This window comes from Streptomyces sp. NPDC088762 (assembly GCF_044750905.1).
Taxonomy (GTDB): Bacteria; Actinomycetota; Actinomycetes; order Streptomycetales; family Streptomycetaceae; genus Streptomyces.
The window spans coordinates 167,866-181,458 of record NZ_JBIVKT010000009.1; the positions used below are offsets into that span (position 1 = coordinate 167,866).

Consider the following 13,593-nt stretch of genomic DNA (forward strand, 5'->3'; position numbering starts at 1 on the left):
CCGGTGACGTCATTCGACAGACCGACCACCCCGCCCGACCCCGCCGCGACCCCCTCCGAGGACCACAAGGCGGTGACGCAGGCGGCGCTGTTCGACGCCTTCGGTGGTATCCGGGGCACCGTGGAGACGATGCTCCCCGGGCTGCTCTTCGTCATGATCTACACGATCAACAAGGACGTGAAGATGTCCGCCATCGCGGCGGGCGCCCTGGCGGTCCTGCTGGTGATCGTGCGGCTGCTGCGCAAGGACACGGTGAAGCACGCCTTCAGCGGCGTCTTCGGGGTGGGCGTGGGCGTGGCCTTCGCCCTCTTCACGGGCAGCGCGAAGGGCTTCTACCTGCCCGGCATGATCTACGGGGTCGGCCTGGGGGCCGCCTTCACGATCTCGGCGCTGGTGGGGTTCCCGCTGCTGGGGGTGATCCTGGGGCCGGTGTTCAAGGAGAACCTGTCCTGGCGGACCCGCAACCCCGGGCGCAAGAAGGCGTACACCAAGGCCAGCCTGGCCTGGGGGATCATCTTCCTCGCGAAGTACGCGATCCTGTTCCCGCTGTACTGGTGGGGTGACGCGACGCAGCTGGGCTGGGTGCTGATCGCGCTGAAGCTGCCGCCGATGGTGCTGGCGGTGTACTTCACGTGGGTGTTCCTGGCGAAGGCGCCGCCGCCGATCAACGTGATCGCGGAGTGGGAGGCCAAGGAGGCCGCCGAGGCCGCGGCCGCTGCCGCGGGGGAACGCAAGGCCTGACGGAGCGAGCGAGGGGCGGGGTGACCAGTTGGTCACCCCGCCCCTCGGGCGGCAGCATCCAGCCTCGCCGGCGTTTGAGGCGCGGGGTCCGGGGCGGAGCCCCGGCAGCGGCGCCGCACCTGCCGAACGGACCCTGCCCGGGCACCCGTCGAAGCGTGCCCGCAGGGCTACCGGCGGGCCTGGAGGAGGACCTCCAGCTGTTCCTCGCGGGCCTGGGCGGCCACGAAGAGGAGTTCGTCGCCCGGCTCCAGGGTCTCCTCGGCGTGCGGGGTCAGGACCCGGTTGCCGCGGATGATCGTGACCAGGGAGGTGTCCTCCGGCCAGGTGATCTCGCTGAGCTGGGTGCCCGCGACCGAGGAGTCGGCCGGCAGGGTCAGCTCGACGAGGTTGGCGTCGCCGTGGCTGAAGCGCAGCAGCCGTACCAGGTCGCCGACGCTGACGGCCTCCTCGACCAGGGCCGACATCAGGCGCGGCGTGGAGACCGCGACGTCGACGCCCCAGGACTCGTTGAAGAGCCACTCGTTCTTCGGGTTGTTGACGCGGGCCACGACGCGCGGGACGCCGTACTCGGTCTTGGCCAGGAGGGAGACGACCAGGTTGACCTTGTCGTCGCCCGTGGCCGCGATGACCACGTTGCAGCGCTGGAGCGCCGCCTCGTCCAGCGAGGTGATCTCGCAAGCGTCGGCCAGCAGCCACTCGGCCTGCGGCACCCGCTCCACCGAGATGGCGGTCGGGGCCTTGTCGACCAGGAGCACCTCGTGGCCGTTCTCGAGCAGTTCGCCCGCGATGGAACGTCCCACCGCGCCTGCCCCGGCGATCGCGACCCTCATGCGTGTGCCTCCTCGGGCCCCTCGGCGAAGGCGGCCTCCACCTTGTCGATCTCGTCCGTGCGCATCATCACGTGGACGAGGTCGCCCTCCTGGAGGACGGTCGCCGACGTGGGCAGCATGGCCTCGCCCAGGCGGGTGAGGAAAGCGACCCGCACGCCCGTCTCCTCCTGGAGCTTGCTGACCTTGTGCCCGATCCAGGCGGCGGAGGTGTGCACCTCGGCGAGCTGGACGCCGCCGCTGGGGTCGCGCCACAGCGGCTCCGCGCCCGAGGGCAGCAGCCGGCGGAGCATCTGGTCGGCGGTCCACCGCACGGTGGCGACCGTCGGGATGCCGAGGCGCTGGTAGACCTCGGCGCGCTTGGGGTCGTAGATGCGGGCGGCGACGTTCTCGACGCCGAACATCTCGCGGGCCACGCGGGCGGCGATGATGTTGGAATTGTCACCGCTGCTGACGGCGGCGAAGGCGCCCGCCTCCTCGATTCCGGCTTCCCGGAGGGTGTCCTGGTCGAAGCCGACCCCGGTGACGCGGCGACCGCCGAATCCGGCTCCGAGCCGGCGGAATGCGGTGGGGTCCTGGTCGACGACGGCGACTGTATGCCCCTGCTGTTCCAGGGTCTGGGCGAGGGCGGAACCCACTCTTCCACAGCCCATGATGACGATGTGCACGGCCGTCCTTCCGGCTGTCAGCGACTCGCTGGTCCCAGCCTCATTGCATGCTCTGGCTTAACAGGGTCTCAGACCATGGCCCAAGCTACACACGGGCGGTCACCAGTGTGACCTCTTGTGGTGCAGCCGGGGTCCAGTCGGGGTCCAGTCGGGGAGGAATTGCGGCGGGATTGCAGTGTGAGGGGGTGGGGGGTTCGTCAGCCTGATTTCGAACGCTTACGATCCTCTGCGTGTCCAAACTGACCGACGTGCCCAAACGGATCCTGATCGGCAGGGCGCTGCGCAGCGACCGCCTCGGGGAAACACTCCTCCCCAAGCGGATCGCCCTTCCCGTCTTCGCCTCCGACCCGCTCTCCTCCGTGGCATATGCCCCCGGCGAGGTCCTGCTGGTCCTGTCGATCGCGGGTGTGTCGGCGTACCACTTCAGCCCCTGGATCGCCGTCGCGGTCGTCGTGCTGATGTTCACGGTGGTCGCCTCCTACCGGCAGAACGTCCACGCCTACCCGAGCGGCGGCGGCGACTACGAGGTCGCCAACACCAATCTCGGGCCCCGAGCCGGTCTCACCGTGGCGAGCGCCCTGCTGGTCGACTACGTCCTGACGGTCGCGGTCTCGATCGCCTCCGGAGTCGAGAACCTCGGCTCGGCCGTGGACTTCGTCGTGGAGCACAAGGTGCTTTCGGCGATCGTGATGATCCTTCTCCTGACGCTGATGAATCTGCGCGGTGTGAAGGAGTCCGGAAAACTCTTCGCCATTCCGACGTACGTCTTCGTCGCCGGCGTGTTCATCATGATCGCCTGGGGTGCCTGGCGGGGAATCGTCCTCGACGAGACCATGAAGGCCCCCACGGCCGATTTCGAGATCAAGGCAGAACATCAGGGACTGGCCGGCTTCGCGCTGGTCTTCCTGCTGCTCAGGGCCTTCTCCTCGGGCTGTGCCGCACTCACCGGCGTCGAGGCGATCAGCAATGGCGTCCCCGCGTTCCGCAAGCCCAAGAGCAAGAACGCGGCGACCACGCTGGCACTCATGGGCGCCCTGGCCGTCACCATGTTCTGCGGCATCATCGGCCTGGCCATGACCACCAACGTGCGCATGGCGGAGAAGCCGGCCGTCGACCTGCTGCAGAACGGCACCCCGGTCGGTCCCGGATACGTCCAGAACCCGGTCATCTCGCAGGTCGCCGAGGCCGTCTTCGGCAGCGGCAGCTTCCTCTTCATCCTGCTGGCGACCGCCACCGCGCTGGTGCTCTTCCTGGCCGCCAACACCGCCTACAACGGCTTCCCGCTGCTCGGCTCGATCCTCGCCCAGGACCGCTACCTGCCGCGCCAGCTGCACACCCGCGGCGACCGGCTCGCCTTCTCCAACGGCATCGTGCTGCTGGCGGGCGCGGCCATCCTGCTGGTCTGGATCTACGACGCGGACTCCACCAAGCTGATCCAGCTCTACATCGTCGGCGTCTTCGTCTCCTTCACCCTGAGCCAGATCGGCATGGTCCGGCACTGGAACCGGCACCTGAAGGCCGAGCGGGACCCGGCGGTGCGCCGCAAGATGATCCGCTCCCGGGCCATCAACACCTTCGGCGCCTTCTTCACCGGCCTGGTCCTGGTCGTCGTGCTCGCCACCAAGTTCACGCACGGCGCGTGGGTCGCCCTGCTCGGCATGGTGATCTTCTACGGAACGATGACCGCGATCCGCAAGCACTACGACCGGGTCGCCTCCGAGATCGCCGCCGCCGAAGGCCCCTCCGAGGACAGCATCCGGCCTTCGCGCGTCCACTCCATCGTCCTCGTCTCCAAGGTCCACAAGCCCACCCTGCGCGCCCTGGCCTTCGCCAAGCTGACCCGCTCGGACACCCTGGAGGCGCTGAGCATCAGCGTCGACCCGGCCGAGACCAAGGCCCTGCGGGACGAGTGGGAGCGGCGCGGGATCAACGTTCCGCTCAAGATCCTCGACTCCCCGTACCGCGAGATCACCCGCCCGGTGGTCGAGTACGTCAAGGGCCTGCGCAGCGAGAACCCGCGCGACGCGGTCAGCGTCTACATTCCCGAGTACGTCGTCGGACGCTGGTACGAGCACGTCCTGCACAACCAGAGCGCGCTGCGCCTCAAGGGCCGGCTGCTCTTCACGCCCGGCGTGATGGTCACCTCGGTGCCCTACCAGCTGGAGTCCTCGGAGATCGCCAAGAAGCGGGCCAAGAAGCGCCAGGAGTGGAACGCTCCGGGCGCGGTGCGCCGAGGTCCCGTGAACACCCCGCGGCCGCCGAAGGACCCCGCCGCGAAGGGCTGAGCCCCGCTGCCCCGGGTGGTGAACGGCCGGACGAGATCCACGTAAACTGGTGGGTCGGTCGTCCGGCCGTTCTTTTCTTTCTCTCTTTCTTTTCCATTTCCATTGACTTTGGAGCCTCCCCACCATGACCGAGCAGAACGAGAAGCAGTCACTGGTCGGGGAGGAGTACGAGGTCGAGGTCGGTCCCGTCGCACACGGCGGGCACTGCATCGCCCGCACCGCCGACGGCCGGGTCCTGTTCGTCCGCCACACCCTGCCGGGCGAGAAGGTCGTCGCGCGCGTCACCGAGGGCGAGACGGACTCCCGCTTCCTGCGCGCCGACGCGATCACGGTCCTGACGGCCTCCAAGGACCGCGTCGAGGCCCCGTGCCCGTACGCCGGCCCCGGCAAGTGCGGCGGCTGCGACTGGCAGCACGCCAAGCCCGGTGCCCAGCGCCGGCTCAAGGGCGAGGTCGTCGCCGAACAGCTGAAGCGGCTCGCCGGGCTCACCCCGGAGGAGGCCGGCTGGGACGGCACGGTCATGCCGGCCGAGGGCGACAAGCTGCCCGCGGGCCAGGTCCCGCAGTGGCGCACCCGGGTCCAGTACGCGATCGACGAGACGGGCCGTGCGGGCCTGCGCAAGCACCGCTCCCACGACATCGAACCGATCGACCACTGCATGATCGCCGCCCAGGGCGTTTCGGAACTCGGCATCGAGAAGCAGGACTGGCCCCAGATGGCGACGGTCGAGGCCATCGCGGCGACCGGCTCCCAGGACCGCCAGGTCGTCCTCACCCCCCGCCCGGGCGGCCGGCTGCCCCTGGTCGAGCTGGACAAGCCGGTCTCGGTCCTCCGGGTCGAGGAGAAGGACGGCGGCGTCCACCGCGTCCACGGCCGCCCGTTCGTCCGCGAGCGCGCGGACGGCCGCACCTACCGGGTCGGCATGGGCGGCTTCTGGCAGGTCCACCCCCAGGCCGCCGACACCCTGATCAAGGCCGTCATGCAGGGCCTGATGCCGCGCAAGGGCGAGATGGCCCTCGACCTCTACTGCGGCGTCGGCATCTTCGCGGGCGCCCTGGCCGAACGCCTCGGCGAGACGGGCGCGGTGCTCGGCATCGAGACGACGAAGCGCGCGGTCGAGGACGCCCGGCACAACCTTGCCGACTTCCCTCGGGTCCGCATCGAACAGGGCAAGGTCGAGCAGATCCTCCCGAAGACCGGCATCACGGAATGCGACCTGGTCGTCCTGGACCCGCCCCGCGCAGGCGCCGGCAAGCAGACGGTCCGCCACATCGCGGGCCTCTCGGCCCGCCGCATCGCCTACGTGGCCTGCGACCCGGCGGCCCTGGCCCGCGACTTGGGCTACTTCCGAGAGGCCGGCTACAAGCCCCGCACCCTGCGCGTCTTCGACCTCTTCCCGATGACGCACCATGTCGAGTGCGTCGCGATCCTTGAGCCCGCTGCAAAGGGCCTCTGATCTGCAAGTTAGGTCAAGGTGCGTTATGGGCCCTGTGTGTTGTGGGCGATATCTTGACGCTCGTGACGCACTTTTGACGCACACGGTCGCAGACTCCTGATGGGTCATCAGTCATGGAGGGGCGCCTCGCACGGCAAATCGTGATCTTGCCGCGGGAGGCGCTCCTCTTTGCAATGGGCGACTGGGTCTGGCTCTGTCAGCCCCAGCGCTCCACCTTTCTCCTCCGACCACGCTCTGTGACCGCTCGGCGAGGCCCGCTGCGCGACGCCAAGTCTTTTCTTGCGCTTCCCGTCGCTCGATGCGGACTGCCTCGGCGTAGGCGATCTTTGCCTGTTCCATCGCGGCTTCTCACCGGAGCCGCTTCTCCTGTGCCGCCTCCAGGTCGGCCAGCCGTTTGCGTTCGGCAGCTTCCCCCTCGGAGTCCAACCTCCTGCACGATTTCGGCGAGCTGGTCCTCAAGAGGTCGCGCGGCCGTGTCGGCCCACTGGTCAGCCCGGTGCCGTGACCCGCCGCTGAGGCAGATCCTCAGACGTTCAGCGGGGGAGTAGTTGTACCGAGGAATCCGGACCCATGAGTGCTTCTCGGCGTCCGAGAGTTCCTTCTTCGTGGGGATGTGGTCGGCCCGGTCTTGTTCCTGCAAGATCAGGCAATCGCATCGCTGACCCTGGGCTGTGATGGTGAAGTGGGAGAGCCGCCTCGCCGGCGATGCGGGGCGGGGGCACTATCGGCCGTACCGAACGCGCTGGCATACCCCAGCTTCTGCGTGGCGGTGAGCAGCGCGTGGATGAGGCGGAAGGCTCCGCCCTGCACGGCTTTGGTCAGTGCCATGGCTGGGGATGAGCCTGCAGAGCTTTGACCACGGGGTGTGGAGTGGAGAGCCGTGCCGGTATGGGAACGGGCGACAGCACGGCCAAGCGTCAGGCTGGGGTGTCGACTAGCCGGATTTCGTATCCGTCGCGGCACAACCCTGCGTGCAGTTCCTTGGTTGCAGAAGTCTTCCCCGACCGCCGTGCTGCGGCAACACGGATCGGCCATTTCTCGGTCTCCCGACCTGTGGCTTCCCGTTTCACGTTTCGGCCGCTGGCTTCGGCGAGTTCCTCCAGGAGCTGCTCGGTGACGGTCTTGGTCTTTTTCGCGGGAGCGTGCTGGTTCCCGGCGATGACTCAGGCGCGGCTGTCTTGACCCTGGACTTCTCGACCTCGGGCACATCAGGTAAATGGATTCCAGCCCGTGGCGCGGGCACGGTGTCTCTGCTGCCAGGCTGATCGGGCGGAGGCGGTCCGGGGTCCAGGTATTGCTGGCCGGCCTTGGTGAGGGCGACGGACCACTGCCCCTGACGCCTAGAGACTTTGACCAGTCCCCGACTGTGAAGGGCTTGGCAGCTGAGCTTGTGTGCGGTCCCCTCCCACACGCCGTCAGGGCAGCCTTGCCCGACCCATTGCAGCACCTGTGGCTGCCGTTCGTTTAGCTCCCACGGCACCTGAACTCCCGACCGTTCGAAAAGTCTCACGGACATGCTCTCAGCCGCCATCCGCCTTACGGGAGTGGAAGACGTCAAAGGGTTGCAGGCAGCGACGAAACTTCGGACAGGCGCAGGCGTGGCCGCCTGCGGTGCCTAGGCTCGCAGGCATCCGTTGGTGGCCGCCGGGCCGCTCGGTTGCACCCAAGAGGGGATTGGCGAGTGGATCATGTGGATGTGGGTCGCTCGTGCTTCCGGCGCTGGGTGCCTGAGAGGGCTCTCGATGAGGCGTTGTCCGCACGTGACGACGACTGATCTTCTCGATCGTCGGAGGCGATGGCCCTGGGCGGGCTAGCGTTTGGACACCTCGCGACCTTGCGTGCCCCATGGGCGTGATTGTCAGAGCGGTTTGGTAGATCTGTGGGTGGCGGTGACCGGCACGCGATCACCGCAAGGGGATGGGGATCGACATGACCGGGCAGCCTGTGTTTCTGCTGGGCGAGGAGCTGAATGCGCTGGAGCCCGCGGCGTTCGACACCGAGGTCGAGTTCCAGGACCTGCTGGCACGGCACCCGCGGATCCTGGATTTCGGGACGCTGGCGGACGGCCGACCGCTCCGGCTCTTTCTGGTGGCCCGAGAGATGAAGGTGCCCACCGAGGGCGAGAGCGCGTCTGCCTTCTGGCTCGACCACCTGTTTGTGGACGCCGATGGCGTACCGACCTTGGTAGAGGTGAAGCGTGCCAGCGATACCCGCATACGCCGGGAGGTCGTGGGGCAGATGCTCGACTACGCGGCCAATGGCGCGCGCTACTGGCCTGCCGCACTACTTCAGCGGACTTTCGAAGAGACGTGCGCCGATGACGGCGCCGCCATCTCGGATGTGTACGGGGAGCTGCTGGACGGCCAGTCGCCCGACGAGTTCTGGGCGACGGTGGAGGAGCGGCTGGGGGCGGGCCGGATGCGCCTGCTGTTCGTAGCCGACCGGGTACCGATGGAACTGAGGGCTGTCGTCGAGTTCCTGAACCGGCAGATGCGTCAAGTGGACGTGTACGCGGTTGAGCTGACTCAGTACCGGGGGAGAGGTGATCACCGTGTGCTCGTCCCGAGGGTTCACGGTGAGGTGGCCACGGCCGCAAAGACGCGGTCCCGGTCCGCTGGGGCCGGCCAGAAGTGGACGCGGGCGGACGTGGACGCAGCCCTGGGGAGCCGCAGTTCCGAGGATCGGCAAGCGGGCCTCACCCTGCTTGAGCACGCGGACGCTCTGGGACGACCGGTGGCCAACAAGGCTGCGTATCCCAGCATCTCGGTGTACTTCCCAGCCACAGGGAAGCAGGTGCCGGTCTGGACGCTGTCCCTGCGAGACAGCCCGGGGAAGGACGATCTTGCCTTTAGTTTCCAATCGATCACCCACCACTTGGGCCGCGATGCGGCATCCGCATTCGCCGATGCCCTCCCGGATGTCGGCGGACTCGGGCAGAAACTCGCAGTCCAGCGGGAGAAAGGCTTCACAGGCTGGCCGTCTGTGCCGCTGTCTGCATTGTCTGCGCAGCCCGAAGCCCTGCGACAGGTGTGCGCGGCCGTGGAGCGGTTGATGGACGGCGGTGAGGGCTGACCGGCTGCCCTCCTTCGCCAACCGCACCGGTCTGCCATGAGCGGTAGGGTCTACCAGGTGGTTTTTGCCCGTAGGGACGGGTACGGGGTGTGATGGAGGCTTGAGCGTGACAACAGCAGGGGGAAAGCCCGCACCGAAGCCTGCCCCGCCGAAACCCGCACAGCAGTGGTTCCAGGAGAGACCCTCGCCCTACCCGTGGGAGCAGGACGCGCTGGATCACGTCCGGCGCCTGCTGCCCGCCGCCGAGCCTTACCGGGCCTGGGCCACGTTCTCCTTCACCGCGCAGTCCGGCCGCATCAACGAGTGCGACCTCCTCGTCGCCGTGCCGGCCGGCCTGTTCCTGATCGAGATCAAGAGCCACCCGGGGGAGTTGCACAACACTGGCTCCACCTGGAGCTTCCGGGGTACCGACCGTACCCGGACGCTCAACAACCCGCTGCACTTCAACGACGTCAAGTCGAAAGAACTCCGCAGCCAGCTGCGTTGGGCCGCCCGCAAACTCAAGATCGACGAGCGGGAGGTGCCGCGGATCGAGCCCGCGGTCTTCCTGTCGTCCCCTGAGCTGGTCAGCCACCTGGACGCCATCCAGCGCATCCGGGTCTACGGGCGCGATGACGGCGCCAGCGGGCTGAGCCGTGTCTGGCAGGACTTCCTCGGTCTTCCCCCGGACCGCCCCGACCGCCGGATCACCCCCGAGTTCTCGAAGAACACCCTGCCGCGGCTGCTGCGGGCCATCGGTATCCGGCAGTCCACCGGGCATCTGCGCTTCGGCGACGCCTGGAAGCTGCGCCCACACCCCCTGGACGCCGGAACCACGTGGGAGGACCGTCTTGCCGTCCGCGACGACGGCCTCGTGCAGGAGGAGGGCAGAGTCCGTATCTACCTGGTCAGCCAGGGTGCGACCGAGGCCGCCCGGAAGTCCACCGAGCGCGCCGCCCGGCGCGAGTACCAGGTCCTCCAGGGCATCACCCACCGCGGCATCGTCGATGCCGTCGAGTTCCGTGAGCATGAGGCGGGCCCGGCGATCCTCTTCCGGCACCGCAAGACGGACTTGCGCCTGGACCAGTACCTGGATACTTACGGTGGCAAGCTCACCCCCGAGACTCGCCTCGACCTGGTGCGTCAGCTCGCCGAGGCCGTCCGCTACGCCCACAACAGGTCCCTGTACCACCGTGCCCTTGCCGCGCGTTCCGTCTACGTTTCCTTCCGGGGCGACGGCGCTGCCCCTGAGCTGCGGATCACGGACTGGCAGACCGCCGCCCGCGACTTCGACAGCAACGCGACCTTCTTCCGCTCGATCGGCGGCTCGGCTCTCGACGCGGCCCTGATCGAGGACGAGGCACTCGTCTACCTCGCGCCCGAGACGGACCAGCCCTACGCCGACCCGGCCGATCTCGACATCTTCGGCCTGGGTGCAGTCGCCCACCTCGTCTTGTCCGGGCAGGCACCCGCGCCGCAGCGCAGCGTTCTCGTCGAGCGCCTCCGCGTCGACTCCGGGCTGCGTCTGTTCGCCGTCGCGGACGGAGTGTCCGAGGCTCTGGACAATCTGATCTTCCAGGCCACGCGCTCCGATGTGAACGACCGGCTGAGCTCGGCAGAGGCATTTCTCGACCTGCTGGACGAAGCGGAACGGGTAGGTGTCCTGCCCGACTCCGCGGACACGGCTGCCGCGGATCCGCTGGAGGCCATGCCGGGTCAGGCCCTCGACGAGGAATGGCTGGTCCGACGGGTTCTCGGTACTGGTGCCACCGCCCGCGCCCTGCTCGTGGAGCGCGCGGTCGAGGACGAGGACGGCGACGTCCGGATCGACGAGCACGTCTTCAAGGTCGCCCTCGACGAGGAGAAGGCAGAACGGCTGCGCGCCGAGGCCCGTGCGCTGAAACTCGTCGGTGGTGGCGCCGTGGTCCAGCTGCGCGGACAGGAGCTGCGGGAGATCGGCGGCCGGACGGTCCTGGAGCTGGAGTACGCAGGAGAGCAGTCCCTCGGAGCACGCCTGCGCGGCCAGGGGCGGCTCACCTATCACGAACTTGAACGCTTCGGCGAGGACCTCTTCCAGGCACTCGACCAGCTCGCCGCCCACGGGGTGCGCCATCGGGACATCAAGCCCGACAACCTCGGCATCCATCGCCGTAAAGACCGCACCTGGCAGCTGAAGCTGTTCGACTTCTCCCTGACCGATGCCTCCGACAGGGATGTAAAGGCGGGCACCCGCGGTTACCTCGACCCGTTCCTCGGTTCGGTGCGCCGACCCCACTACGACGACCACGCCGAGTACTACGCGGCTGCCGTCACCTTGCACGAGATGGCCGGCGGAGAACGGCCTCTATGGGGAGACGGCCAGGTCGATCCGGTCACCAACGACTCCGCTGAACTCCACATCGCCGACGACCTCTTCGAGCCGGCTCTCCGGGATGGCCTGCGGTCCTTCTTCGAGCGAGCGCTGCACCGGGAGATCGAGCGGCGCTTCGACACGCTGCGCCAGATGAAGGACACCTGGCAGGACATCTTCCGGGCCGCCGACGCCACCCGCCCCACCACCACTCCGTCGACGGTCGGCAGCGCGGCAGAGGACACCGAGGAGGCGCGCGACGGCGCAGCCGAGGCGGCGGACGAAGAGACCTTGCTGGAAGCCGCCGGGCTCTCCCCCCGGGCGGTCTCCGTGGCGAACGGTCTCGGCGCCACGACGGTCGGGCAGCTGCTCAGCGTCCAGCCGTATGCGATCTCCAAAGCCCGGGGCGCCGGAGCCTTGGTCCGCAAGGAGCTGAACCGGCGGCGCAAGCAGTGGGCCACTGCCTTGCGCACCAAGCCGAGCGCCGGAACACCGGCAGGCCGCCAGGCTGCGTCGGTCGCCGGAGCTGTGGCAGCTCAGGGCGGCGCAGATGACTCAGGTACGGAGGGACTGCGCCTCCTGTCGATAGATGACATGGCTGCCCTGCTGGCCCCCGGTCCCGGGCGTAAGGGATCGAACCGAGAGCCCGTCATCCGGCTCACTCTCGGCCTTCCTCCCGAGGAGGGTGGGCTGTCCCCCTTGGGTTCCTGGCCCGTGCAGGCACGCGTCGCCGAGCACCTGGGGATCAAGCAGCCGCCTGTCTCCCGACACCACCGCATCGAGATCAAGCAGTGGGCCGAGGCGGAATGGCTCAAGGCCGTGCGCACCGAACTCGCAGAGATCGTCGCGGCGCCGGGCGGGCGGGTGATGACCGCCACCGAAGCGGCGGCCGAGCTGCGAGCGCGCCACGGAGCCGCCGACGACACCCCGCCTCGGACCCTGGCCCGCGCCCTGGCCGTCGTACGTGCCGCTGTGGAGGCGGAGACCGGTGACGAGGCCGAGGGACATGAGCCGCGGCTCGCCGTCCACCGCCGCGGCGACACCGTCCTCATCGCTGCCGAATCCCTGCCCGGCACCGACGACCCCAGCCCGCGTGAACTGGCCGACTACGCCTCCGCGCTGGGCGACGCAGCTGAGAAGCTCGCGGTACAGGAGCCGTTGCCCGGCCACGCCGAAGTGGTCAGGGAACTCCGGGCCGTGCCGCCCCCGGAAGGGTTCGTGCCGCTCGCCGACACCCGCCTCGTCACCCTTGCCGCCGCCATGGCTCCGGCGGTCGCCATCACCCAGCGCCTCGAGCTGTACCCGCGTGAGCTGGGACTGGAGCGCGCCCTGCGCATCTCCCAGGCCGGCGCAGGGGTACGGGCCGAGCGCGGAATCAGCCCGGCGGAACTGGTGGCCCGGATCCGGGCCCGATTCCCCGAGCTCCAGGCCCTCGCCGGGGGACGTGAGCCCACACACGTCGAGCTGGAGGACGCCCTACGCGCCGCCCGGTTCGAGCTGCGCTACGACCTGGACACCGACACGTTCCGGCTGCCCACAGCCCGGACCGCGCACACGTCAACCGGCTCGGGCGGTCTCACCAGCCTCCTGCCGCCGCCGCGTGCCAGCCGCGCCGACCGGGCGGACCCGCACGGCGCGGTCCGTGAACGGCTCGAGGAGCGGGTCCGGCGAGGCGGCTTCCTCGCGCTGACCGTCAAGGGCGTCCGGCTGCCCGGCACGGCCGAGGCGGTGGCCGCGGCCTTCCCCGTCCTGGCGGTGGACCTGGGCGAGGTCTTCCTGGCCGAGTTCCAGCAGCTGGTCGCGGAGAAGGGCTTCGACTGGCAGGCCGTACTGCGCGCCGACGGAGCCTCGGAACCGGGCCGCATCAAGCCTGGCCTGGCCAGCTTCGTCCGCGTCGTCTGGCAGCGCGTCGCCGAGGAACTGCGCGACCGCTGCGCGGCCCCGCGTACGGTCCTCTTCCTGCACGACGCTGGTCTGATCGCGCGCTACTGGGATGAGGGCGGCCGAGCCTTCCTCGTCGCCCTTCAGGGCGCGGCCCGCCGGCCGGCAGAGAACCCGCACGGCCTGTGGCTGCTCTGCCCGATGGAGGCCCGTGCGGCGCAGCCGCTGCTGGACGGACGCACGGTGGAGGTGATCCCCGGGGACGGAGAACTGGCTTACCTGGACGGGGCTTTGCTGGAGGCGCTGGGCAGGGTGTGAGACGAGAGAGGTTCTC

Annotated in this window: 7 protein-coding genes; 5 read left to right on the forward strand and 2 right to left on the reverse strand. The window is 69.0% G+C overall.

Annotated features, from left to right (window positions below; translation table 11 throughout):
- The first annotated feature begins 3 nt into the window (after positions 1–3).
- Complete coding sequence (locus ACIP5M_RS21545; protein ID WP_401199321.1) at positions 4–741, forward strand: DUF3159 domain-containing protein; 738 nt, start codon at positions 4–6, stop codon at positions 739–741.
- A 167-nt stretch (positions 742–908) separates the two neighbouring features.
- Here ACIP5M_RS21545 and ACIP5M_RS21550 read toward each other — a convergent pair whose 3' ends face one another.
- Positions 909–1,571, reverse strand: a complete 663-nt coding sequence (locus tag ACIP5M_RS21550) for a potassium channel family protein (protein ID WP_401199323.1) — start codon at positions 1,569–1,571, stop codon at positions 909–911.
- Positions 1,568–2,236: a TrkA family potassium uptake protein gene (locus ACIP5M_RS21555; RefSeq protein ID WP_215142495.1), complete on the reverse strand. Its 669-nt coding sequence runs from the start codon at positions 2,234–2,236 to the stop codon at positions 1,568–1,570. Before ACIP5M_RS21555 ends, ACIP5M_RS21550 begins: the two co-directional genes overlap by 4 nt.
- A gap of 230 nt (positions 2,237–2,466) precedes the next feature.
- Here ACIP5M_RS21555 and ACIP5M_RS21560 point away from each other — a divergent pair, with 230 nt between their 5' ends.
- The 4 genes from ACIP5M_RS21560 to pglW all read left to right on the forward strand — a co-directional run bounded on the left by ACIP5M_RS21560 (position 2,467) and on the right by pglW (position 13,577).
- Positions 2,467–4,521 carry an APC family permease gene (locus ACIP5M_RS21560; RefSeq protein WP_401199325.1) on the forward strand — a complete coding sequence of 685 codons (2,055 nt, stop codon included), beginning with the start codon at positions 2,467–2,469 and terminating at the stop codon, positions 4,519–4,521.
- Positions 4,522–4,645: 124 nt separating this feature from the next.
- On the forward strand, positions 4,646–5,977 hold the full coding sequence (locus ACIP5M_RS21565) for a class I SAM-dependent RNA methyltransferase (protein WP_401199327.1): 1,332 nt from the start codon (positions 4,646–4,648) through the stop codon (positions 5,975–5,977).
- Between the two features lie 1,917 nt (positions 5,978–7,894).
- On the forward strand, positions 7,895–9,049 hold the full coding sequence (locus tag ACIP5M_RS21570; RefSeq protein WP_401199329.1) for a hypothetical protein: 1,155 nt from the start codon (positions 7,895–7,897) through the stop codon (positions 9,047–9,049).
- 106 nt (positions 9,050–9,155) lie between these two features.
- Positions 9,156–13,577 (forward strand): BREX system serine/threonine kinase PglW, encoded by a 4,422-nt coding sequence (pglW, locus tag ACIP5M_RS21575; RefSeq protein ID WP_401199330.1) that lies wholly within the window; start codon positions 9,156–9,158, stop codon positions 13,575–13,577.
- Positions 13,578–13,593 lie beyond the last annotated feature (16 nt).

Excerpts from the sequence above, each read along its gene's own strand:
- ACIP5M_RS21550 (WP_401199323.1), bottom strand. The coding sequence starts at position 1,571 with ATGAGGGTCGCGATCGCCGGGGCAGGCGCGGTGGGACGTTCCATCGCG.
- ACIP5M_RS21565 (WP_401199327.1), top strand. The coding sequence starts at position 4,646 with ATGACCGAGCAGAACGAGAAGCAGTCACTGGTCGGGGAGGAGTACGAG.
- ACIP5M_RS21570 (WP_401199329.1), top strand. The coding sequence starts at position 7,895 with ATGGGGATCGACATGACCGGGCAGCCTGTGTTTCTGCTGGGCGAGGAG.